At 38.7% G+C, this 24930-nt stretch carries 19 protein-coding genes and 1 pseudogene; 12 read left to right on the top strand and 8 right to left on the bottom strand.

The window, feature by feature from the left end; translation table 11 throughout:
* The first annotated feature begins 9 nt into the window (after nt 1-9).
* Together IEV61_RS18450 and IEV61_RS18445 are read left to right on the top strand one after the other, a co-directional pair.
* Nucleotides 10-936: a hypothetical protein gene (locus IEV61_RS18450; protein ID WP_188418540.1), complete on the top strand. Its 927-nt coding sequence runs from the start codon at nt 10-12 to the stop codon at nt 934-936.
* Nucleotides 936-1139: a hypothetical protein gene (locus IEV61_RS18445; protein WP_188418539.1), complete on the top strand. Its 204-nt coding sequence runs from the start codon at nt 936-938 to the stop codon at nt 1137-1139. Before IEV61_RS18450 ends, IEV61_RS18445 begins: the two co-directional genes overlap by 1 nt.
* A gap of 339 nt (nt 1140-1478) precedes the next feature.
* On the opposite strand, the gene IEV61_RS18440 is transcribed toward IEV61_RS18445, so the two are convergent.
* Complete coding sequence (locus IEV61_RS18440) at nt 1479-2732, bottom strand: Hsp70 family protein (RefSeq protein ID WP_188418538.1); 1254 nt, start codon at nt 2730-2732, stop codon at nt 1479-1481.
* A 343-nt stretch (nt 2733-3075) separates the two neighbouring features.
* Here IEV61_RS18440 and IEV61_RS18435 point away from each other — a divergent pair.
* Nucleotides 3076-3396, top strand: a pseudogene (locus IEV61_RS18435) (GNAT family N-acetyltransferase); the annotation flags it as partial.
* Nucleotides 3397-3438: 42 nt separating this feature from the next.
* Nucleotides 3439-5007 (top strand): protein adenylyltransferase SelO, encoded by a 1569-nt coding sequence (locus tag IEV61_RS18430; protein WP_188418537.1) that lies wholly within the window; start codon nt 3439-3441, stop codon nt 5005-5007.
* Between the two features lie 300 nt (nt 5008-5307).
* On the opposite strand, the gene IEV61_RS18425 is transcribed toward IEV61_RS18430, so the two are convergent.
* From IEV61_RS18425 to IEV61_RS18410, 4 genes are read right to left on the bottom strand one after another with little or no spacing between them, the layout of a single operon-like run.
* The gene (locus IEV61_RS18425) at nt 5308-6165 is read right to left on the bottom strand and encodes a type II toxin-antitoxin system YoeB family toxin (RefSeq protein WP_188418536.1); all 858 of its coding nucleotides are present in this window, start codon (nt 6163-6165) and stop codon (nt 5308-5310) included.
* Between the two features lie 2 nt (nt 6166-6167).
* On the bottom strand, nt 6168-7301 hold the full coding sequence (locus tag IEV61_RS18420; protein ID WP_188418535.1) for a DUF3696 domain-containing protein: 1134 nt from the start codon (nt 7299-7301) through the stop codon (nt 6168-6170).
* A gap of 1 nt (nt 7302) precedes the next feature.
* Nucleotides 7303-8976, bottom strand: coding sequence for a DUF262 domain-containing protein (locus IEV61_RS18415; RefSeq protein ID WP_188418534.1), 1674 nt, complete (start codon nt 8974-8976; stop codon nt 7303-7305).
* Complete coding sequence (locus IEV61_RS18410; RefSeq protein WP_188418533.1) at nt 8973-10229, bottom strand: DNA cytosine methyltransferase; 1257 nt, start codon at nt 10227-10229, stop codon at nt 8973-8975. The genes IEV61_RS18415 and IEV61_RS18410 overlap by 4 nt, the downstream gene beginning before the upstream one ends.
* A gap of 888 nt (nt 10230-11117) precedes the next feature.
* Here IEV61_RS18410 and IEV61_RS18405 point away from each other — a divergent pair.
* The 7 genes from IEV61_RS18405 to IEV61_RS18375 all read left to right on the top strand — a co-directional run bounded on the left by IEV61_RS18405 (nt 11118) and on the right by IEV61_RS18375 (nt 19383).
* Complete coding sequence (locus IEV61_RS18405) at nt 11118-11597, top strand: hypothetical protein (protein ID WP_188418532.1); 480 nt, start codon at nt 11118-11120, stop codon at nt 11595-11597.
* A 141-nt stretch (nt 11598-11738) separates the two neighbouring features.
* Nucleotides 11739-12356 (top strand): HEPN domain-containing protein, encoded by a 618-nt coding sequence (locus IEV61_RS18400; RefSeq protein ID WP_188418531.1) that lies wholly within the window; start codon nt 11739-11741, stop codon nt 12354-12356.
* Between the two features lie 162 nt (nt 12357-12518).
* Complete coding sequence (locus tag IEV61_RS18395) at nt 12519-12950, top strand: restriction endonuclease (RefSeq protein ID WP_188418530.1); 432 nt, start codon at nt 12519-12521, stop codon at nt 12948-12950.
* A 335-nt stretch (nt 12951-13285) separates the two neighbouring features.
* The gene (locus tag IEV61_RS18390; RefSeq protein ID WP_188418529.1) at nt 13286-13855 is read left to right on the top strand and encodes a hypothetical protein; all 570 of its coding nucleotides are present in this window, start codon (nt 13286-13288) and stop codon (nt 13853-13855) included.
* Between the two features lie 444 nt (nt 13856-14299).
* Nucleotides 14300-15385: a hypothetical protein gene (locus IEV61_RS18385; protein ID WP_188418528.1), complete on the top strand. Its 1086-nt coding sequence runs from the start codon at nt 14300-14302 to the stop codon at nt 15383-15385.
* 1196 nt (nt 15386-16581) lie between these two features.
* Entirely contained in the window at nt 16582-17958 is a 1377-nt protein-coding gene (locus IEV61_RS18380) for a S1 family serine peptidase (protein ID WP_188418527.1), read from the top strand.
* A 12-nt stretch (nt 17959-17970) separates the two neighbouring features.
* Nucleotides 17971-19383: a hypothetical protein gene (locus IEV61_RS18375; protein WP_188418526.1), complete on the top strand. Its 1413-nt coding sequence runs from the start codon at nt 17971-17973 to the stop codon at nt 19381-19383.
* A 942-nt stretch (nt 19384-20325) separates the two neighbouring features.
* Here the strand turns inward: IEV61_RS18375 and IEV61_RS18370 are convergent.
* From IEV61_RS18370 to IEV61_RS18360, 3 genes are all read right to left on the bottom strand, one after another.
* Nucleotides 20326-20736, bottom strand: coding sequence for a hypothetical protein (locus IEV61_RS18370; protein ID WP_229747202.1), 411 nt, complete (start codon nt 20734-20736; stop codon nt 20326-20328).
* 536 nt (nt 20737-21272) lie between these two features.
* Nucleotides 21273-22568 carry a hypothetical protein gene (locus IEV61_RS18365; protein ID WP_188418524.1) on the bottom strand — a complete coding sequence of 432 codons (1296 nt, stop codon included), beginning with the start codon at nt 22566-22568 and terminating at the stop codon, nt 21273-21275.
* A 6-nt stretch (nt 22569-22574) separates the two neighbouring features.
* Nucleotides 22575-23792 carry a hypothetical protein gene (locus tag IEV61_RS18360; protein ID WP_188418523.1) on the bottom strand — a complete coding sequence of 406 codons (1218 nt, stop codon included), beginning with the start codon at nt 23790-23792 and terminating at the stop codon, nt 22575-22577.
* A 170-nt stretch (nt 23793-23962) separates the two neighbouring features.
* On the opposite strand from IEV61_RS18360, the gene IEV61_RS18355 reads away from it, so the two are divergent.
* Entirely contained in the window at nt 23963-24646 is a 684-nt protein-coding gene (locus IEV61_RS18355; protein WP_188418522.1) for an endonuclease III domain-containing protein, read from the top strand.
* The last annotated feature ends 284 nt before the right edge of the window (nt 24647-24930 follow it).

Genomic DNA, 24930 nt, shown 5'->3' with positions numbered 1-24930 from the left:
ATTACCGTTATGGTCAAAATTAAGGAGGGATATGTGATGACCCCGCGTGAACAGGTGGAGTACGACCGCATGAACGCCCTGCCGCGAAAAACCAGCGGCAGGGTGGATTATTATTTCAAGCCCCAAACCAAATACCCGCCACGCATCTATGTGTTCATGCACGCCGAGATTTGGTGCGACCGCAACCGGAGGCCGATGGGTTTGTTCCATGCCCTGCCCTTTATTTCCCGGCCGATGAATAAAGAAGAGATCGAATACCATCATTTTAACACGCGGTTATGTTACCATCAGTACGAGGATTTGGAGAAGCTCCTGCATGCCGAGGAGCAGGAAGCTGCCGAACTGGACAAGGAATGTCCCGGCAGGGGTGCAGCATTTTTGGAGGAGTTGGCGGGGTTGAGGGCAAAATATCCGTTGGGTAGTAAGTTGGAAGTGGTTGGAGAGGTGAAACCAGCGGTAGTCGGGGATGGTCTGAGTGCCTTCTTGGGCAACCTGATGGCAAGGGGTGATTCCCTGACTGCCGCTGAAATTTCGAGGATGATGGATCAGGAACAGGCAGGGGAGAAGCGTCCTGCCGTTTTGATCCTGTTGCGGGAACTGTATAAGAATACCGTGTTGCCACCGGAAGAAAAGGCGATGATAACCGAAGCGGTTATCGACCGAAAAGTGTTCCTTTCTCAGGAGCGATCCCGCAAAAATTATGTGAGACGGGTGTTTCGTTTTAATAAGTTATTTGCGTTGGAAGAAATAAAGGGAAGATATTCTGAGTATACCGAGGCGATGTTAATGGTAGATTTAAAGGTTAAGAAGGGTAAGGCCAAAAGGAAGAAGCACAAACCGGTGTTAGATTTGCGGCGTTGCCAGTTGTTAAAACTGGGGCACCGCTTGCAGTATGGTGAGTTGTGCGAAGGGGAGTACCACGCCGCCGGATGGTGATGCTGCAGCAGGCACATGACCTGCGTTTACCTATCCCGCTTAAAGTGACCATTAATAAGGAAACGCTGGTTTATTCCTTTGACTGGCGTACCCGCGAAGGGGTGGTCAAGTCATTTGTTGAACTGGCCAATACGAAAGGGATGGCGCATGAGGCCTTGAAGAAACGTTACCTGGAAATGGTAAGTTCGACCTATAGTTATTGAAAATTCCGATTTGATTTAAAGCCGGGAAAAACAGGAAGACAATGCGGACGATTCAAATAGCCGAATTTAAATAGGGAATTAGAAGACATTTTCGAAGTCTGTTCCATTTAAGGCCGAAAATTTCATGGTTTTTTCCATGGTTTTCGATGGCCCGTTGGGTAACCTATAAGGTTAACTGGTTGGCAGCTATTATTACATCGTGATGTCCGCCGCAATTCCTGCGGTCGTTATGTTTTGTTTAGGAAGAACTCCAATTTTACGTGATTTAAATTATGTACCGCACGTTAAAGCCCATTAATCGAAGCAAGCTTTCGCTAGTTGGGTTATAATTATATTTCATTAACCGAACAAATACCCGCTATAAGCCAAACCTTTGGCTACGCTTTGAAAATTATCGCCCGATTTCAAGTTCACTTGAGGCATTTTGTCGCTGAAAAGTTCTTGAATACGGCGGACCTGCGAGGTGCCGCCCGTGAGGAAAAGTGTATCCACATCACCGGGTTCAATGTTATGCCTATTCATAAAGGTATCCCATGCTACCGCGATCCGGTCAACTTCTTTGGCAATGACCTGCTCATATTCATCTATGCTCACCTGTTCTTCCATATCGATTTCCATCTGGTGATAACTGAACAGTGTGGTGTCGGCAGCGGATAAGGTCATTTTGGTTTGCTCTATAGCCCGGAAGACCGAATAGCCCAGGTTGTTTTCGAGCAGGGTGATCAGGTTTCTGAATTTGCGGTCTTTGCCCGAATAGTGGTAATAGTTCTCGATGTCTTTTTGGATGCGAAGGCTGTTGAAAAAATTCATCTGCTCCCAGGAGCAGATGTTGGCAAATAACGACTTGGGTACGGTCAGGTACTTGCCGGGAGCTGCCTGGTACTGGGTATGCTTGCCAAAATAAGGCGTCCCTTTTTCCCACATAAAGGCGGCATCCAAACTGTCACCGCCTACATAGACGCCGCCTGTTGCCATCATGTCTTTTTTCCTGTCATTACTGCCCGCCATGGCCGGGTCGAGAACCAGGTAAGTAAAATCAGTGGTACCGCCCCCCAGGTCGGCTACCAGCACGTTTTCCCTTTGCGTCAGCGTTCTTTCGTAAGCAAAAGCTGCGCCTATGGGTTCGAACTGATAGCGCACCTCGGTGAAGCCGGCCTGCTCCACGGCTTTGTTCAGCCGGTTCTGTGCCAACGTGTCTCTCTGGGTGTCGTCATCATCGAAGAAGACCGGCCTGCCGATCACTGCTTTCCGGCAGTTCTCTTGTATCAACTGATCGGCCCGTTGCTTCAGCTCGGTCAGGATGATCGCCACGAGGTCGGATGCATTGTACCGCTTGCCCTGGATACGGGTTTCAATAAAGCTGCTTCTGGACAGGATCTGTTTCACCGATTTGATAAAGCGGCCTTTCATTCCGTCAGCCAGGTAAGCGGCAATGGCTTCGTCGCCCACTACATAGCCTGCATTTCGGTCAGCAAAAAAGTAAATGAGCGAAGGAATGATCACCGTATGGCAAATATTTTGGGTTTCCTCGTTATATATGGCTAAAGCGGAATTGGTGGTTCCAAAATCTATTCCGTACAGGTAACTATTCATGGCAGGTGAAGCAAAAGGGGAACGAAGCTATCGAAAAATGTTCAATAATAATATAAGAATGTCTAAGTGGCTGGATTGCAAGGTTGAGCGCTATGATCAGAAACGTTATGCCATACCCTGCGTAGGATTACGTCAAAAGCAGATCCCTTCGTAGTCGAAATTCATATTTAGAAGACCTTAAACCTTATCTTTACCATATTTTATGAACTACATTCACAAGGTTAAGTCTTTCGGGGAACTGAACACTAACGAACTTTACGAACTGCTGCGCTTGCGCAGTGAAGTATTCGTGGTAGAACAAAATTGCGTATTCCTGGATTAGGATAATAAAGACCAGCAATGCTACCACTTGCTGCTCTTTAGCGAAGGTAAGCTGGCTGCCTATTGCAGGCTGGTTCCGGCAGGCCTGTCCTATGGGGAAGTGTCGATTGGTAGGGTCGTTTCCTCGCCCACATATCGCGGCAAAGGCCTGGGCAGGAAAGTGATGAAGCTGGCCATTCAAAGTTGCGAGGATCTGTTCGGCCCCAAACCTATTCGGATTGGCGCGCAAACGTATGCTACCAAATTCTATGAATCGTTAGGATTTGTTGTAGCGGGTGATCCTTACGATGAAGATGGCATCGAGCACATCGAAATGGTCAGCCATCAAAATGTTCGCGCCTAGCTTCGTGGCATCATGTTAGCAGCACTTCAATTTTTAAGTTTTATGAAACAGCATTTAAGTTCAGATCGGTTCACGTATGATTTTTGCGGCACCTTTCCCGGGGACCATAGCGGAAGCCTGAAGCCGCGGCAAACGCCGGGCGTATTGTATAGCGAAGCTGTGCCAACCCCGGTGGCTAAACCTGCACTACTAGCCTGGTCTGACGAATTGGCTGAGGAACTGGGTATTGAACGACCGAATGAAGACGATATTAATTTGCTGGGTGGCAACCTGGGAACAGCTAATATGAAACCGTATGCTTTATGTTATGCGGGCCACCAGTTCGGTAACTGGGCGGGTCAGCTGGGCGATGGCAGGGCCATTTGCCTGGGTGAATGGCCGGTGGATGGCAGCAGTACCAATGGCAGTTGGGAAGTGCAGTTAAAAGGGGCAGGGCCCACCGCCTATTCGCGCCGGGCAGATGGCCGGGCGGTACTCCGTTCATCCGTGAGAGAATACCTCATGAGCGAGGCTATGCATTACCTGGGCGTACCTACCACCAGGGCACTTAGCTTGGTAACTACCGGCGATCAGGTGGTGCGTGACATGTTCTACGATGGCAGGCCAGCCTACGAGCCGGGCGCTATCGTATGCCGCACTGCGCCCAGCTTTTTAAGGTTCGGCAATTTTGAAATGCTGGCCGCACGCAATGAATTAGATAGCTTGCAAAACCTGGTTGACTGGACTATCACCCGCTACTATCCGCATATCCAAGGTGAAGATCAGGTGCTCAGGTGGTTTGGCGAGGTGGTGGAACGTACGGCAAGTATGATCGTAGAATGGGTAAGGGTAGGCTTTGTACATGGCGTGATGAATACGGATAACATGTCGGTATTAGGCCTGACCATCGACTATGGTCCCTACTCATTCCTGGATAACTACGACCCGGATTTCACCCCAAATACCACCGACCTGCCGGGTAGGAGATATGCTTTTGGCAAGCAGGCCAATATGGCCTATTGGAACCTAAGTTGCCTGGCCAATGCACTGGTTCCCATATCCAAAGACGTTGATCGCTTATCGGAAGTGCTGAAAACTTATGAGGAGCATTACTGGACAAAGTATTATGCCATGATGGGGGGCAAGCTGGGTTTGGACCACGTGAGGGACGAAGATATCCAGATTTTTCAGGAGTTTGAAAGTATGCTGGCCGCCATACAGCCCGATATGACGATATTTTATCAGCTGTTAATTGACCTGCCACTGGATGCCCAGACTGAGCAGGAAGTGGTTAGTTACTTCCAAAGCAGCTTTTATGATGACCTTAGCCCCGAGGGCAGGGCGCAGCTACATCATTTAATCCATAAATACCAAACCCGCAGAAAAGCTAACGCTTGTACAGCCGAGGATGCCAAAGCCCAAATGCAAAGCAGTAATCCCCGGTTTGTTCTAAGAAATTACTTGCTTCACCAAGCCATTGAGCAACTGGAAAAAGGGGAGGACACGCTGTTTCGCAAATTACAGGAAGCCATCAAAGATCCTTACTCAAAAAGGTTCGAAGAGTTTTTCGAGACCAGGCCAGGGTGGGCTACCGAACAGGCAGGGTGCTCCATGTTATCCTGCAGTTCTTAGAAGTATTTAACATACCGACCAAATAGCAATTTTGGTTTGTTGAATTTTTAAAGAAGGTCTTGGCTGCTGATGCTGCCAAGACTTAAGTCAGCCACTAATTAAACCCTCACGGGGCGGCGGATTATATTACAGCTTTTATTTTTGGCCTTGCCCAATCCTTAAAAGATATCTTAGTTACACTAAACAAAGTGAAGTATAGCGGGATTGGGTTTATACCTGACAAGACGTTTTGGGCAGCCCAAAACATGGCTTGCTTCCTTCAATCAGAAAACTTATGATTAATCGGTAGTACAAAAATGCTCAGTGAAATTTGTAATGACCTTTGCAGGCAATAAAAGTTAGGTGATTTTTCTCTAAAGTGTAACTCAAACGATCTTCTTGGGTAACCCGTTTCGAAGCTTCTTTTCCTCGATAAGTTAAATTCTCTGTTTGCCCCATGCCACCGCTAAAGGGATGCTCATGAGTGTCTTTCATCAATAGTAATAGATATTTGAATTGCTCGAAGTCAGTATTTTTCAATTCAAAAAATTGTTCCAAAAACGTTTGTTCGAACGATACAGTATATTTAGTAAATCTCAAATAAAGTTTAATCTTCTCATGATCATCAATTAGGTGGGCATAACATCGATTAGACCACTCGTTAAGGTTGATGGAGTTCCAATCACTTTCTAGACAAATATTATACGCCGTCATGTATTCGTCAGAAACAGAATCATCAATCACCTTGTAAACCAGTATTTTAGTATTGTTCCAAAAAGCATGGGTATTAAGGCTTACAGATGGCAAATTTTTAATTGAAGCAATCACCAAGCCGATTGGGCTTTCTTGGGTCGGAACATTTGAATCAATAATTTTGTAATTACTACTAAAGTAAGAATCAGTTTCGGTCTGATTGAGGTCGTCTACGTAGGGTTTTCGTAGAAAAGTGAGGATAGCTTGTTTCGTCTTATTATTTTTTAATCCGACAACCCATTCGTAAAAAGTTTGTTCTCTGGTGGCTTTCATTAGTTGATAGCCATTAGGAAAACTTACGTGCTTAAACTTGTATAATTCTTTAGCTTTGTCAAAGGCTTTGAAGAATGAATTGAAACGTTCCTCTAAGAATTCACTACTTTCGCATAGAGGGTAAAAAGATAGTTCATTTAAAATAAGCTCCATGTCTAAAAAAGCTTAAGTAATTGATTCCCCCATTCGTCTATTAGATTATCTGGGTATTCGCTAAGCTCACCAGCACTATCAATTTTAATTGGAGTAATTTGAGAAAATTGTTCACTTTCAGCAACGACTCTCTCGAAATAAAACAATGAAATTTTACCAGTCAACTCATTGTTGTCTTTAGTCGCTACTCGAATTCCGTTCAATATATGATCACTGTGTGTTTCTAAGATTATCTGAACATCATTTAATGCAGCGAGCGAAATTAATTTGCCCAATTCTGCTTGTCCTCGAGGATGTATATGAGATTCCGGATTTTCAATAATAATTAGCTCATTGGCCTTGGCCGATAAAATAGCAGTGACTACTGGCAAAACGTAAGAAATGCCGAAACCGACATTGTTTGGTTTGAACCTATTTGTGTTTCCAAAGTTTGGTTGTTTGTAAACATATTCTAATAACACGTAATCTGAATTAGGAATTGATGTAGTTCTAATATTTATGCCAGGCGAAATCTCACCCATCCAAAGGTTAATTTGATTAATCAGCGTTTTATTAATTAACTCTTTATTTGTTACTGGATCAATAGACTTCGAATCCTTGTGCAGCAAGTTAGAGAAAGTAATATCATCGTTTCCATGAACTTCAATGAAATGCGTGGCAAATTCTCCAGCGTTACCGACATTATTATTGGTTACAACATTTGAATAAGACTTGCTGTGAACAGAAGTCGGAGGTAAGCGGTTTGCATTTAAGTATTGAAAATTGTTTGTGAAAAGAGTTTGTCCGAAAAATTCTTCAGTAAAAATCGGATTGGGTATCGTAAACAAATCAGCCTCAACGACATAATTAGTATTTATTTCTTGAGTTACCCCATCACTAAATTCTAAGTTTATAGATAAGCTTTCTTTCTTACTGTATTGATACAAAGCATCCTTGGTGTTTCCAATATTTACATAATCGCCGTTTAGCTGTATTTCACCAAACTGTAGCCTTCCAGATTGTTTAAGTAATAGTAATGATTGAATAAATGTTGATTTACCCATGCCATTAATACCCATCAAAACATTGAGGTTTTGCAAACGGAACGTGTAATCTTTAATGGACTTAAAATTCTTAATATTTATAGTGCTTATCATATCAATTGCCTAAAATTGATTCGATTAATTCCGATATTTTTTCGAATCTATAAGTTACTCTATTACGATCACTTGTCGAACTTGAAATTGAGGACTGAAATAGAGAATCAACTTCAAGGAGATTGATAAACCCATGTACAAATTGTTTACGACAATCTTTTAACTTTTCATACGATGGAGTGTCAAGGCGAGCGAACAGAACAGAAAAGACATCGAATAAAGCTTTATTTAGCGGTTTCTTTCGAGTACTGTTTCTATCTATCCTCCTGAAAGCGTTTGATTCAAATATAATGCTGTTCAATTGCATTGAGTTGATAAATGAATCCTTACACTTGTTTAATACCGTATCTGGTAAAATGTATATCTGAGCCATGGCACGACTCATAAATGTATCTAAATCCGGCATATAATTTTGTTCTCCAAGAAGATAAAACGCCAAAAAACGGTTGATGAAGTCACGGTCTAACATCCGCTGTGATCTTATCGAATAATTGGTGGCTATTTTAAATTGCTCAAGATCAGAAAGTTCTGCGATAAACTTAGAAGGTTTCCCTTGGTATAGGGCATGCCGTATTTCTTGCGCCGTAAGAACCAGTCCTCCTGTATTAATTCGCTTGAAAATATTAAATTTAACATCGTCTGGTGTGCCTGGGTTAATTACATACGCGATTATTTGCGTTTCCTCGATTTGCCGCTGCAAACTGCGGTCTAAGTCATCGAATCCAAATCCTTCAAGTTGTGCCAAAAATTCAAGATTTGTTAACTTAAGTGTTTTTGTTAACATGAAGTTTCTTATTGAGCTTAATCGTTGTAAGCCATCAACAACAAGCCAATTATTTTTGTCAGATCCATCAAAATAAAAAGCAGGTAAGGGAAACCTTATTAAAATTGATTCAATCAATCTGCTTTGCTTAGTTCTATCCCACAAGTCATCGCTTCGCTGAAATTCAGGATATAAGTCTATTTCTGGCGGTTGTTGCCGTAAACGTTTTACAATAAGATCAATGTTTACAAGGCGATTGTCAATATTAACGAGGGATGGATCGAAAGATTTACTTATGATGGAAGTTTCAGTTTCTGTATCAATAAGTTCGCTTTCAATTTCTTCATAAAGAAAGTCCACATTATCCTCATCTAGAGGTGGATTGAAAATGGTGTAATTACCCAATTCTGGGTAGTATTTATCAAGGTATCGATAGAAGTTATTATCAACAGCGTTTATACAATAAAATAAAGCTGAAATATCTTGTCTTAGTTCATTAGGCTTTATTAATTGAATTGTTTGGTTGCTACTTGTGTTAAGTCCAACTACTGGTATGTTTGCACTTAGAGCATAACTCTTCGAATTGACTGATAAAATTTCAAGTTTCTTTATCGATTTTGTCAGTACAAACCCAATTTCAACATCAACCTCCCAAGTATCGTTATAAACAGGGCCACCTGTTTTTTTTAACACTTTTCCGAAAGCTCTAATACCTTGCTCCCAATTTGTAGGGATGCCTTTGTTATTATCCGATCCAAGCCATATCAAACAATAGGTACCGTTATTTACTTCGAAAGGCACCTGTTTGCATATTACACTGACTTTGAACGCGGAAAACTCATCTTTCGCATCATCAATTTTTTGGATATCACTGACGCTATCTTTGCCTAATCTGATAATGCAAAAATTCATATTGCTTGTACTAAATCAGCTTCTGACAATCTTTCCAATGACTGTCGCAAAGGCGTAAATAATTTTCTGTTTTGACCGTCTGCTCTTCTTATTATACCTCTAGCTGCTCCCGAGCTTAGAAAATATTTTTTTGCTGGGTACGACGTAGAGATAAAGTCGATTAGGTTGCTTTTTATTGTTTTATTACAAGCCTCAAATACCCTACAATCAAAAGCGTCACCATTAATCGCAATTCCACCAGTATTCCATTTTATTCTGCAATGATCTTCCGATTGGACATTTTGTTGTCTCGGTTTATTCTTTCTGAAATCGCCGTATTTAAACATGATTTCCGAGATACTTAAATTTTCAGATTTAACGCCGAGCATGCTTTTTATTCTTTTAGCAATCCATTCAATTACAGGTACAGATACTGCGTTACCAATTGCATGATATCTCAAACTGTCAAAGTCATACAGTGATTCTTCGTCAGGATCAGTTGGCGATGTCCAGTTTACAGGAAAGCCTTGTAATCTTTCTGACTCTGTGGGTATAAGTCTTCTCACCCTATCGCCATAACAAACGTAAGTTCGACTCCAATCGGTTCCTGTATGCCTTCCTGATGTTGCGGCAAGGCAATAAGCAAGCTCGGGTACCACGAAGCCATATTCGACGCTAATTTGTGGGTTTATAAATTGTAATCTGGCCTTTTCGTTCTTTTGCGATTCAGCAAATTCATGCAAAACATATGCAGCTTTATTTGGGTCATTTTTCCAAGCACAAATATAAACTCTGGGCCTTGATTGAGGCACACCGAAATATTTACTATTAAAAACCCTCCATGATACACCGTACCCAGCATTGTTTAAAGATTGAAGAATAATTTTGAAGTCATTACCTTCGTGTGAGTTTAACAAGCCTAAAACATTTTCTAAAAGTATTACCTCGGGTTGTTTTTGTTCAATTAAATTGAAGAAATCATAAAAAAGGCCAGAGTTCTTCCCCTTTAATCCTTGTCTTCCGTTCGATCCACGAGCGACTGAAACGTCCTGACATGGGAAGCCAGCACACCACACTTTAGCTGCAGGTAAATCCGATAAATGAACTTTGGTGATGTCAGAGTCGCACACTACCTTTGGCCAGTGTCTGTTAAGTATCTTCTTGCAAAATTCATTAATTTCACATTGGTATTTCACTTGGAAACCCTGCCTTTCAAACGCCAAGTCAAATCCTCCTATCCCTGAAAAAAACGAATTTACTGATAATATGCTCATAATATTTCTACACAAATTAACAAAAAAGACGTAGATTATGTAAATTAATTTAGCGTAATTTCAATTTGTAGTTATTTGCCTTTTATCATATTTTCAATTGAACTAACTATTAAAGAGTTAACTTTTGATAAATATCGTGGGGCAGTTCACCGCCTTCCTAAAAAATCATTCGCTGGCTTTGATATCTTGGCAATGATTACGATTAAGAATTAAAAATAATAATTTATATTTTGGCTCAAAAATGTGCTATCATGAACTCTCAACTTAAAAAAAGTTAAGGATGTATTAACAATATTTTACGTCGCGGTTAGAGGGAAGGATAATGAAGACGGTGTCGTCCAACGAGTACTTAATAGACAACGAATTACTTCAACAAAAAAAATACTTATTAGTTGGCAACACGTTTTTCAGTACATTTATTTTAAATTGGACAGATAAAAAGCTTACTCCAGAATTCAAAAATAAGGGAATATATATTCCAATTGTACCATCATCCGCCCAAGTAATTAATGATCAACGTAGCCTTGTACGACTTTTGGAGACAGATAAAGAAGATTCAACTATTGGTGTTCGCTGAAGTAAAACTTTAGCGATGATGATCTCGTACTCCATCAAGCTGCTTTTATGCCACACAAAACCTCTGTTATTAATTGTAAACCAATCTAATAGCTTGGTTTAAAAAATTCTCGATTTCAATTTTTTGAAGGAATTACTGCCAAAATTTATAATTTAAAAAGCCAAATGTATGCCATTAACAATACCTACACTAATATCAGGTTTCCAAACATTGAAATAATAATATACTATTAATTAGCAGCCATATGAGAGTATATTTACAACGGAACTACTTATTTAACGATAAAAACTTAAAAGCCTTTATATGGAATCATGAAAAAGAACTCATTCTTTGGAAAGCAGGAAAGTGCGAAAGCAGTAGATGAAGTTCTCTCCTTATCTGTAAAAATTTCAGGCAAATTATTTGAGAAATCAGATAAAGATACACCAAGACGTTCATTTGGAATAGGTGATAGTAATGTTACTTTTCAAGGATTATTAGCATACAATGCGTTTTCTGAATTTGTTGAAAAATTATACCACGCCAATAAAGAGATTAGCAACACTGTATCTATTAAAACCCTTGAGGTAAAATTGGTAATTCTTCTTAGACAAATTGGAAAAGAGAATCGCAAGTGTAATTTAACAGATTTAGATAAATTAGAGAACGAACTACTTGCCTTACCATTAGTATCCCAAGAAATTATTTATCAAATTGCAGGTGGTACTTGTAATGAAGCACAAATTTGTTTTGGGTCATTCAAAGTTTATAATAAGAATCTTTCAGAAGCATTGCTAACATCGAAATATTAATATTTAGCAAATAAAGAGCTTTTTTTTGATGAATTAGAGGGTTGTAATTTTTTAGGAGTTCCTGTTTTATCACGAGACACTGATAAAGGATATGAATTAGCAGATAGAGAGGCTGAAATTTTTGAATGCTGCTTTAATTACATGACAGGTCAAAAAGACAAAACAATTAGTGTTATTTATCATCAACGAACATCTGGTGTTAAACGTTGGTGTTTAACTCCTGAGTCTTTAGGGGTTAGTTCTACTGGATACTCTAGTTGGGTTGACATGTCTGATGAATATTACAGGAAAAAAGAGAATGGTAATGCCTCTGTCTGGGCTTTAGTTCAAAAAAATGAAAAATCTGAAATAGAGAAAAGATCATTGCAAGCTATCACATGGATAGGAAATGCAGTAGCTGACCAAAACCCTTCTAAATCTTTGGTTCAATATGTTTTTGCCATTGAGGGAATGTTGCAATACACTCCTGAATCATTCATAACACCTTCTATAATTAGTCAAATAGGGGATTGGCTTGCTTTTATAATAGGAGAAGAAAAAGATGAAAGAAAAAGTATTGTAAACTATTTCAAAAATGTTTACCGGAAAAGATCCGCCATCGCACATGGGGGGGCAAAGACAATCACTCAAGAAGACTTGTCAATAGCAATGCAGATTGCCAAACATATGGTTATTAGTTTTCTTACCAAACCGCCATTCAGCGAAATGAAGACGGTAAAGGATCTTTCTGATTTTATTACAGATTGTAAGTTTCGATAATTCGAGACTTGTGAATATAATATGCTATTTCATTCCAACTAATGTTAAACTACTTCTAACAGCACGCGTCGGTAGAATCTATATCGTAAATATTTTATGTTGTTTATTATACTATCAGCGCTACATACCGCTTTTATAGTAGCTTACATTTTGAAAAATCAAATGGGAAAAACTCAGCCTGAATGGTATAATTTTCAAGAGCAAATCTGTGAATACTTCAAATCTTTGGGGTTTGATGCAACATCCAATGTGACAGTTGATGGAGCTCGGACAAATCATGCTATCGATGTGTTAGTCAAAACTAAGTTCATGGGACAAGAATTGATTTGGATCATTGAAGCAAAAAAATGGAACAGCAAAGTAAAAAAACTTCAGGTATTAGGCTTACGAATGATTGCAAGTGACGTAGGTGTTGATAGAGGTTTTATTATCTCTGAATTAGGATTTCAAAAAGGGGCAATAGAAGCTGCAATTAAATCCAATATTACTCTAACTACATTCAAGGAGTTGAAGATAATTACACAGGCTTTCATAGAAGAAGATATTTTAAAGCAGCATGAAGAGAGAATAGCACTTATTTATAGAAGATATTGATCACATAACAAACAGGTTAGAAAAGATTATGATTTACGACTTGAAATCGGAGATACACACTATTCTGTACCATTTGTGTTATCAACTGCCGAATCTGCAATAAAATATGCCCGTGAAAAGAAGTATCCTATAAGTTTACATACAGGTTTAACTGAAAAGTATGGTGACTCTTTGGCTGATAATTTTCAACAACTTATCAATTGGATGAATCTAAACTTTAATGTCATTGACAAAAAAATCTTGGATGCAGAACGGAAAATGCAAAAGGCCGGTCGTTTTAATCCTATTTTTAGGAACAGTGATTGATTTTACTGTTTCAAATATTTTAACATTGTATGAATTTTATTCAAAGAAGTCAATACGAAGTATGGGCGAATTTTAGGGTTGCGAAAAAATCTGTAGATCATATTAGGGAATTTTTTATTAATGAAATTGGAGTACAACCTGAATCTTTAGTCAAAAACTTACACCTAACAGTTTATCATTCGAGAAGACCTATGCCAAATGTGAAAGAGACAAAAGTTTCATGCATTTTATCTGTTGATACTATGGAAACTCGTTTCATGGTTCTCGCACCAGGCGGTGAAAATCCAAGGCCAGACCTAATTCCTGCTGATAGGAAAATCGGTATTCGCATTCATAGAACCTCCCAGCTGAGAATACCAATTGAGAAGTACCGAAGTAGATTCTTTCTACATGAAAATCGTCGAATTTTAGGGAAAAGAAAACCAAGTACCAAATTAAAAAGTGCGTTTGGAGCAAGACATTTTCAACCTCATATAGCTTTATTACTACCCGGAAACAATATGCCTTTAGATCTCAAAACTATAGGTGACGCTTTTCGAGATTATGTTCAAGAAATACATTTTGATCAATTTCAAATTATTAGTCGGAGGAACGTTTGATTGATCCTATCAATGCTAGTACTACATTAAACCGGTAACAGGATTTAACTAAATATTATATTAATTAAAACTAAAAGCCTCGATTGTTCTATCAAATGGTTCGAATTACGGCCAATCTGGGGAGCTTGCGTTTCGGACACATACTGGGCTCGAACCAAGATTAATTTCAAGCTGTTAAGGAAGCCAAGCACTTTAAATCATTCATAAAATGGTTCGAGAAACACACAGTTGGGTGCACTTGCATATCATAACCAACTGGGTGCTTCTCGTCCATTTCATAGGAACTCTAAAAGGATTAATTTCATCTAAATTGATAAATGACTTGGTTTAACCCCTATTTGGGCACCCCAAAAAGGCAAAATACTCTGATCAATAAGATCTAATACTTTTTGTTTATTTTCGATAGTCTTAAACCTCAGACAGCGTTGAAAAAACATTTTCACAATGAACTTTACAAAAAAGTACAAATCCTATTTGCTTGTTATATCAGCTTTAACGATCACATCAAACGGCACTTCGTTAGCCGCCAATGATACTACTACCTTGCCTAAAACAATTGGCTTTTCAAAGGTAACTGATGTTTATGTTGCAGGCTACTCAAATGATGGTAAATACAATTATGTTGCTACATACTGGAAAAACGGAAAGCCAGTATATCTTACTGACGGGGTGCATCAAGGAAAAGCTAAAGGTATAGTTGTTGTCGGAAATGATGTATATCTATCGGGTGAAGTAAACCAAAATAGACAGAGTGTAGCTACTTATTGGAAGAATGGCATAGCGGTAAGTCTTACTGATGGAAATAATAAAGCTTCAGCTACAGGGATAGCTGTAGTTGGTAAGGATATTTATGTATCAGGCTATGAAGCCGGCAAAAATTTGTCATATGTTGCAATGTGTTGGAAAAACGGAGTGCCAATGCGGTTAAGTGACGGAAGCCTTCATGAACCAACTACAGCAATTGCTGTTTCGGGTAACAATGTCTATGTAGCGGGTTTTGAGCAGGACACACAAAATTTAAGCTCCACTAAGGCGAAATATTGGAAAAACGGTAGAGCAGTGTTGCTTGCGCCGGCCGACAAGGAGGCATCTGCAAGTGGCATTGCTGTAGTGGGTAATGATGTTTATGTTGCAGGTCAGCAAAGAGGAAAATTTGGTTTTATGGTCAAGTACTGGAAAAATGGAAAAGAGACTGATCTCAGTGACATCGAGGGATTAGGTGCTAGTTCTCGTGCTATTGTTGCGGTAGGCAACGATGTATATGTAACAGGGGCTAAAAAATCAAGCGACTATAATCTTGTTCCTGCATATTGGAAAAACGGAAAAGAGATCATACTTAGCTCTGAGACACGGAAACGAAGTGGTTTTGCCGAAGCAATTACTGTCTCAAATAAAATAGTTTATATAGCAGGCGAAGAAAACAATGGTCAATACGATGTTGCTAAATATTGGGAAAATGGCAATGCTATTTACCTTGGTGATGGTAAGCATAACTCAGCAGCTTATGCAATCGCCGTAATTGAAAGGTAATTTGTAATAAATATTTAAATGCTTATGCTCAAAGTTGGGGCACCCAACTGGGTGCTTCTCGAACCACTTTGTAGATGATTTACGAAGGTTAGCTTCATTAACTTAATAATGAGCGCTGAGTTCGAGTCTTGTTCGGGCTACCTTAATCGCTCAATTTAAAAGTTTTCTTGGAAGCTACAATAGGACTAAATTTGACCGTTTTATACAGGATTTAACCTTATTTTGCTGAACTGTGATTAGTTCGATCCTCCTTGCTCATCACTACTATGGCCGAACAACCGGCGGAACTAGACTACAATAGCGGAATTAATATGCTTAATTAAGAAGCTCTATCTCGGTCCTTAAGGCTATTCAGCTGCGCTGGTGCAACATTTCTCCATTCTGCAGAGACACAGAGTCATGACAGAAACCCCAGACACACCAACCCCGCTGGTACCGGGGTACCTAACCCTTTTGAAAATAGGAAAGAAGCGATAAAAACATATATTGAGCAAACAAAATTGTTTTTGCGATTGCGTCTGCCTTTATCATTGCGCCTGCTGTCATTTTTAAAGATTTGTTCCACATCAATTAAACGAAGTTAATTTGGATGGAAATTTGTTTTATCGCTTCATTTTTATCCAGTTATGTTGTTATCGAGGCGATAACAGGAACCTTATATAAAGATGACTATGTTGTTAACAGGGGATCAATCAGGGGATGGTCCTGTGCTCAGCTAATATGTTACGTATTGAGCCTTATCATATTTATCACGGGCATCCTTAATACAGCTACTGTAGTAAAAACCCCGGTTGATGGTATTAAAACAGATTCAGTAAAAAATCAAACAATTAATATTAAAACAACCTAAAACCAGGTCAGCAAAGATTCAGTGGCTCATTGATTTTAATTCCGAATGTTAAACAATATTTTATCGACTGGATAAATAGAGAAATCTGCCCCATTTTTTCGGTATGTAGCTTACATAAATAATAGACATACTATTGGCAAAAACATTCCTCATTTTTAATTCGGTGAGGTGTAAGCATATTGAATAAAACGAATATTTGAATATTATTAAAATTTATTAATAATATTCTTTGAAGTGATAATAGTTTCAATTAACTTTATTGAAAATTCATCACAAATCTCTATCATAGAGAAAGATACGTGCAGTTGCTGATAGAGTATGTAGTTTACAACCTAATATACCTATCATGGATTCAGCAATAACGATTTCTATAATATTGTTCATACTAAGTATGATCAATGAGCGGGTGGCCAATTTCATTAAGCTTCAATTTTCCGGCAAAACCATTTTAACTTTATCTTTTGGCAATCTTCGCGAGAAAGAGAATGAGGAATCCAAAGAAGAAGATCGTAGTAAAAGGATACTGGTTTTAAATATTATTTGCGGAACCATTATTTCTCTTATTATTCGCGCTGATCTTATTGTTATCCTTGGACATCTTGATAGGCCATACGAGGTAATCGGATGGGATAAAGAATTACCTAAAGGATTTGCATGGGCATTATTGCCCTTTGGCTGTATTTTAACAGGTTGCTTTATCAGCCTGGGCTCTAAATTTTGGCACGATTTACTTGACCTTCTACTGTATACCAAACAATTGAAAGGTAAATTAGTCGATGCTCGAACATATGAACAGGTGAATGATATTGCTCAGTTACAAGAATTCATAAATGCACCAGAATATAAACTTTCGCAATTAGGAGTTGACAAATATCGTGACAACATTAAAGCAATACCAGGGGTGTTATCTGTAGGTACTGGCTACTTGAAAAATGGCACATCACAAATTGGTTGTGTCGAAGTACATGTAATTGATGCAGTTGGTGCGACTCATATCCCCAAAGAGCTTTCGGTTCAATTATCGGCAGGCGGAACTGTTAAAATTCCAGTTAAAGTGGTTGTGACTGGCAAACAGGCAGAAACAAATTCAGCGGATGCAGGAAAAGGAGTTTACAACCGCTCTGGCGTACTTGGGAGAGGCACAATTGGTGCCATAGTTAAAGACATTTACGGCGACCACTTTGTGCTATCGTGTTATCACGTTTTAAATGGAGATTTAAATTGGACGCGTTTATCTGACAGCACAGACATCCTTGATTCAAATGGTGCATCCATAGCTCAACTTTACTTTGGTTTCAGAACGGCAGATATGGATGTTGCAATTGCAAAAATTAACAATGGTGTAAACTTTTCCAATCAGCAAATTCGGAATCCAGCCTCGATTAGGTCTGTTTACTATGACGATGTATTACGTGAAACTGAGGTGAATATTTTAGGTGCGAAAACGGGGAGCATTGTCAATGGATTTGTTTACAACGACTCTTGGCCAGCAGCCTTAAAATATCCTGGAAATTCCTTGTGGGAATTGAGTGACCTTATTGTCCTTACCAGAATAGATAAGACGACAAACAACTACAAAACTTTGACCCAGGGCGGTGATTCAGGTGCATTGGTTGTGGACAATAAAAATTTTGCAATTGGTATTATTGTCGGCGGTGACAATGCCTTTTCCTATGCAATCAAATTGGACAAAGTTGCAAAAAGCATGGATATAAAACTTTAAACCTTGAACGATATGAAAATTAAACCAATCCTTTTATGGATGTTAGTAATTGCATGGATGAATAGTTCTGCACAAACTGATATCACTATTACGCTCACAAGTACAACGGACGCTGATGTAGTACTAAAAAAAGGCGGAGTGACTATTAATGATCTAAAGGATGCCGATTTTACAGATGGCAACGGTAAAATTCACATCATAAATAAAACGACACACAACTTATTTACTATTTCCTTCTTTACTGATAAAGCCAAACCAGCTGTTTTTAAAATACCTTCATCATCCATTCCTCCTCAAGCCGCTGGCGTTGATGGCACTAAAGACTGGAGTATAGGCACAGACGGTAAATTATCCCCCGCAATAACATCAGGAATTATTGTTAAAGGTATGGGTATAGCGATCAGAAGCGCTGACTTGCCAAGTGATAAGTTTAAAATTGACCCTAACATTCCTGCTGTCTCTACTACAACGACGACGACCACGACGACCAAAAAAGGAGTGGATAATAAATTGTATAAATACGTTGAAAAACAGATTGATAAAAACGGCTATACCTATATCGCTTCACAAAACCTTATCATTGATGAACAAGGTGCAATTCATATTTATCTTGATGAAAATGGCAGCCCTATTTATTCATATTATCCTGTTACTGCAAAAGAAAATATTGATAAATTTCAATTCCATATCATTTCGCTTACTGAGGCCAAATACGTGGTGGAAAGCGATGGGGAATTTAGTCCTGTAGCTATTGCAGATGAGATAAATACCAATGTGGCATCGGCACAATCCGACAAAGATGGTCAACCAATAAAATATCATGAATTCACATCGCCCATTTTTGGACCTTACACCAGAACATTCCCTTTTACAATTACAAAGTTTAATAGCGGAAGTCCGACAATCATAAATGATAAAACGATCAAATTATTAAAAACAAGCCGGGTAAGCGTTGGAACAGCTGTTGTATCGACTTGGTTAAAAAACCCTGAGAATATAGCAACCTTCAGAAATCCTAACGGTGATACGACACTAATTTCTGATAATAAGAATGTCCGGGGCTACCTTAGCCTGTTTTTAACATTTCACTTTATACCACGCAATTTAAATATTGCCCCGAGAAGGCCTTTAGAGCGATTAGGTATAACGGTTGGAACAAATTTGAACGACAAATCGTTCAGCAATTTTTTCCTTGGAGTAAATGTTGAAGTAACGAACGGATTGTTCTTTAATGCTGGAGGTCATTTCGGTCAGGTCAACTATGCCGTTGGACATGATCGTTTTGACTACGGTAATGAAAAATTTAGTGGCCCATTAGTGACGCGCAAAAAATGGCAGTTAGGTGGACCTTACATTGCAGTCAATATAGACGCGGCATTGTTTGCCAAGGTCTTTAGTAACCTTTTAGGAACGGGTACACATTAAAAAATCATTCATTATTGAAGCGCCTGCCGGATGATTTCGCTTGGCGCTTCAATATTTCCCAATATCAGTTTTCGATTAAAGCACCTATGCCACCATCATCTCATGCCCACGGTAGTCAAGCAGTGCAGCCTTTACTTTATTCATGCTTTGCTTATCCTTGCGACCCTTCACCGGTTATCTCACACCGCTCCACCTCATGGCTGCAAAAACCGAATTCTTCGATAACCTTGACTTTGGTGAGATAACAACCACGGCCCTTGAAAGGTGTAAACTGAATTGACTGTGGGAAATGTACAATATCAAAGCAGATACCATTATTATCGAGCCATGCGGCAAAGCACATTGTTTGATTTTTGACCGTATGTACAAGTTTATTCGTCACGAAATTACAAATCATTCGCACGGTCTGTCCGAAATAATTCTTCAAATCCCTCGCCATGACGTTACCCCGATGCTGGGTACGTAACAGTTTAACATATCTAAGCTCAGCGAAAGGAATTCGGCTGAAGATGCGAGACAGTCCTTTGTCATTTACTTTTGACTTGTAGAGGCAGAATATAATGTGAAAGCTGTTTATCATAGCTAACTGATTAATGGGTTAGAAAATTAGAGCTCGACACCAACTTGGTATATAGTCAATTACAATGACTTTAAGTGTACCTTTCGCCTATTTACAAGTGTATCTTGATTTGTACCACTCATTTGGGTGGACCTTAAATCTTTGAAGGTCCTCTTCATGCGTTTAGGCCAACAAAAAAGCTCTCAGATTCGTCTAAGAGGCTTTTTACTTACTTGGGTAGCCCCAACAGGACTAAAGTCGAACAGCTTAATGCGAGACTTACAAACTTTCTCTCATATTTAACTATGTTTTGAGCCCAGCCTGGGGAGCGAACACATTACAGAGTGTGTTTGTTGTAACCTATCTTAATGATACAATACAGGTCACTTCCCATATTGCATTTCCTCGATATGCCGGAAGAAGTACACCATTTGACGAAATTGACAATCGGTCAAATTAGTTAACCGGGTATCGTGTTTTAGCAATCCCTGATGGGCGCTTGGAAACAGGTAGTGCCGGATATGACCGCTGTCCAGCTTCGCAAGTTCTTTAAGATTTACTGTCTGCTTCTTGCCAAAATCAGACAGTTTGGTGCTGTCATTTACATGGCCGTCCCCATGCAGATGACAGCTGATGCAGCCTAACTTACTGAACACATCGTGCCCGTCAGATACATATAAACCACAAGTATCTTTTTTTAGTATTTTGTCGGTTCTTTTTTCATTAGGTTTTGGGCGCTTAGCTGGCTGCTGGCATGCCAGTAACCAGCACAAGAAGCTAGCGAAACCGATCACGATTATAGCGTACCGCATTGGCTGGATCATTAAGTTGTGTTCGTAATTTGACCACTGTATTTATGCCCGCATTTTGATAGGTTGAACTGGTCAGTTTATTTAACTCGAATATTATATAGAGGATAAGATCCGTCTTTTGTTGAACATTAAGCGTTTTACCATTTGCGTCAAGATGATACATCAAATTTCCTTTGAATTCAGATCTCTCCTTATCACCCAGGGACAAGGTATGGAAGAACTCATGCACCGCTAATGCTAGGTTCTTTGTCCACGAGTCATAACTAATGATACCGGGCGCATCTACGTTGGAAAAACCACCCCGTTATGCCGCCAAGGCATTCGCAAATCCATAGAGATTTTTACTTCGAAATCACTTTAATATCTAAATTATGCAATTCCTATGAAACAAATGTTGGGGTTTAAGCAGGTTAGTTTTTAAAACAATTGAAATTTTTAGCTATCCAAATAGCTAAGATCTTAACAATTAATTGTTGTGTGTAGTTAATTTTGGGGTGCCTGTATTAGCTACTTTTCTATTAAACACCTTTTCTCTCAGATTTTCGACCAAATGTTACTAGTATTTCACAACACACTAACTCCAAATCATCCACGATCTCCGTAACGAGACTTTCTTTAGTGCTACGCTCCTGTTCATTGGAATATAAAGCCCTATAATTATGCACTAAATCATTCCTTAGTTTGACGATAAGGCCTGCTAATTGAGTAGACTGTGTATCATTTTCTTCATCACTTTCAAATTCCTCTGTTTCTTCAGACGTTTGACTCGTCTCTCGATATAGTGGATTGATATGTGTTGCCATTTTATACAATTTTTCAGTTAAGGGAGTTGTAAGCCCGTCACTAGTCTTACTGTATTTGTTGATGAGTAGATTAACGCGAAATCCGTCGGTCGCCAGTTTTGACACTTTTGCCTTCAACTTATGCCCTTGTAAATCTTCTGTATTACCACAAATTTGCAAGCGAATTTCTGTTTTTAAAATATCATCAATTAACATCTCAAAAATCTGATATAAAGTATGAAATCGTGTAAGAAAATGACTTTCTTCTGCAATTAACGATTTGATTAATATGATAGGATATGATATTTCAGTATGAGTAAATGGAGCTTTTCTTAATGTCAAAAAAAGCCTTCCTACAGCACTTGTATCGCGAATTGTTTGAAATTTTGAAGAAATAAAGTCAGAGGCATTAACCCGTATTTTTTGATACTGGTTGGAGACAAATGTAAATCCATAGAGTAGCAGGTCGAAGAGATAATGATCGAAATTAAAGTCTGAGACTTTATCAGTGTTTTGATCACAAATTACCACACAGGACAGCTCAACATCATAGAACTCTGATAAACTATATTCATCCTTTTTTTCTTTTGGTGCTTTTGCTGCGCAACTTGCTTCACCCGACATTAATTTCTCGAAAGCGTAATAGGCGAAGGAAAATGAATGCTCATTGAATGGTGAGTTTGTTGGTTCAAGTAAAGCGTTAAGCATGAAGATATAACCTATCCTAAACGCTTTGACCTTCTCTTTTTGTACGATCCCATTAATTTCAGAATCCTTACCATTTCCAATTGACGTTAACTTTAATTCAATAACATCACTTTGGGTAATTTGCTGATTCTGAAAAAGGTTAACACTTACCGTATAGGGCGCGGCGATACTTGTCAAACCGAACGGAAATAGAATGCGGATTTTTTCCGCCGGATCGTTTGTGTTGGATAATATAAAATAGTTTTGGTCACCGCATTCAAACTCGGTAAATCTAAACTCGTCATACTGCTCCGATCCTGTTTCAACGGGAATCAATAAGCTCATAGCACGCTATTGTTTCGATAACTTATAATCCCTAGTTTCATCAAACGCTTTTTGAACTGCTTTGTCAAACAATAAAAAGCTATCTTGATTTTTGTCGAAGAGCGACTCGAAAATTTCCTTAAAAAAGAACCTTTGGTCATTACCAATCTTTTTTGACTTATCACGGATTACGTCAAGATGGGTAATTAAACTTTTCATTACATATTGAAAGTCATCATGTTCTACATTTATCTGTGAAACTAAATCAGTCAAATGACTTATACTAAACCCACGTCCTTCTAAAAATTTCAAAGCAGCGCCAAACCCTGTTAGCGCTTGGGACCGCTTAAATACCTCCAGGGTAGATTTACCATAAGGCTGGGCCTTGATATTAAATTCGGTCATTTTAAAGTCATCCGCCTCAAAGTGCCAATCTTCGGTTTTTTGTATAATTTGGTCCAAGAACTGTTTAAATAACTTCACAAAGTTTTGAAATGAATTTATATCTTTATTTAAGTCATCAAGGTTTTTTAGGGTTTTTATATTATCTAAGATTTCAGTTCGTTCAGCGATATTTTCTTTGCCTTCCAGATACGAATTGAAACCGTCCAACACATCTTTGAAATTGAACTCATTCGTATTGTTTCTAACGGGGGCATCGTCTTTATCAGTTACAAAAGTTATGCCTTCAATCCCGGTTGTCTTGTAGTCGAAATATAGCATTTCCATCAAGTGGCGGGTCGACATTGTATTTTGGCCTGTATTCAAAGTAATCATCCGGTAAAGAATGCCTAAACGGTTAAGTCCAACATATACTTCTGCTCGAATACGTTGGTTTAAAAAATAGACCAATTTGTCGTCCTCTTTTTTTGCTTGTAACTCGTCTCTGAGAGAGCGCATGACGTAAGTTCGCTGTAAGCCGTCGATGATTAATAAATCGTTTTCTTGAAAAGCTTTTCTTATCAAGTCTTCATTGTTAAATTTTTCAAAATTTAAATCCAATAATTCGTGTTGATTTTTTACAGCTAGAACAATTGGCGGGATCGAACAACCTTGTAGAAAATCCTCTCTTAATATCTCTTTAATTTTTGACTTAATAACGATCTTGCGTTGATAATCATTATTATCAGTTATAAAGTCAGCTATTTTTAGATATTCACCGATATTGATTTCAATCATTACGTTAGCAGCTTTGATTCGATAATCAGGTAATATTGATAATAGCTTAAGCGAAGTTTCTGACATTTTTAATTTTAAAAAGGCAAATTAAAACTTTTTTCTTTTAAATGCTTAATGATTTGATTACTATACAACTTCTATTTGAATTCGTATTTGCTTTTTATAATTTCTAAAGGTGTTGCGCTCAATATTTTAAAAAAGCAAACTTGTAAAAAAGGACGAGTGTTATGCCCAATATGGAACCGCAGGCTATAGATATTAAGGTTTTTCAAACTATCTTACTGACTTGGTTTAAGGAACATGGCAGATGGTTCCCTTGGAGGGAGTCTGGTCTTTCCTCGTATCAACTTCTTATCGCTGAAATTTTGTTGCAACGAACTAAGGCAGCTACAGTCGACAAAATTTTCACGCATTTTTTCAATGTCTACCCAAATTGGAAAGTAATCGCCTCTGCAAAGCTAGAAGAAATAGAAAATACTTTAAAACCAATAGGATTACATAAACAAAGAGCCGAAAGGCTTCAAAAGTTGGCGCAAAAAATGAACTTAAATGATTCAGTTCTATTAAGTAGCAGAGCTGAACTTGATGCAATCCCATTCATTGGCCAATACATTGGTAACGCTGTGGAATTATTAATACAAGGCAAAAACAAGCCGCTACTTGATGTAAATATGGCTAGGGTACTTGAACGTTATTTTGGCCATCGAAAATTGAAGGACTTGCGTTATGATAAATACCTACAAGCTTTAGCACACGACATTGTAGATCACCCTGATTCAATAAGCCTCAATTGGGCCATCCTCGATTTTGCTGCTCTTGTTTGCCAATCTCGGGTACCGAAATGTAGCACTTGTGTGCTGCAACAGACATGTACATATTATTTAACTGTGGTTGAGATAAAAAATTTTAGAAATGAATGAGATTTTATTTTTTAAAACAACTTTAAATTGTTTAAGGACTATTAAGTACTCTTTTAGTGCGTTGAGTTATTAAAAAAATTGCAAATAATTCATAATTAGGTAGTTAAAGGTTTTGGGGATTTGCAAAGGTTAATTATCTTAGCAATAAGGTATTCCACGTGGATATACCGCTGATATTGACCACCTGATTCCGGCGGAATGTGACCATTGATTCCGCGTCAAATTGACCACCCCATTCCGGGGCAAACTGACCAGGCATTCCGGGCCAAATTGACCACCCCGAA

The organism is Mucilaginibacter galii (genome assembly GCF_014635825.1).
Classification (GTDB): Bacteria; Bacteroidota; Bacteroidia; order Sphingobacteriales; family Sphingobacteriaceae; genus Mucilaginibacter; species Mucilaginibacter galii.
The sequence above is the reverse complement of the archived record's forward strand: the minus strand, read 5'-3'. Positions and strand labels throughout refer to the sequence as shown.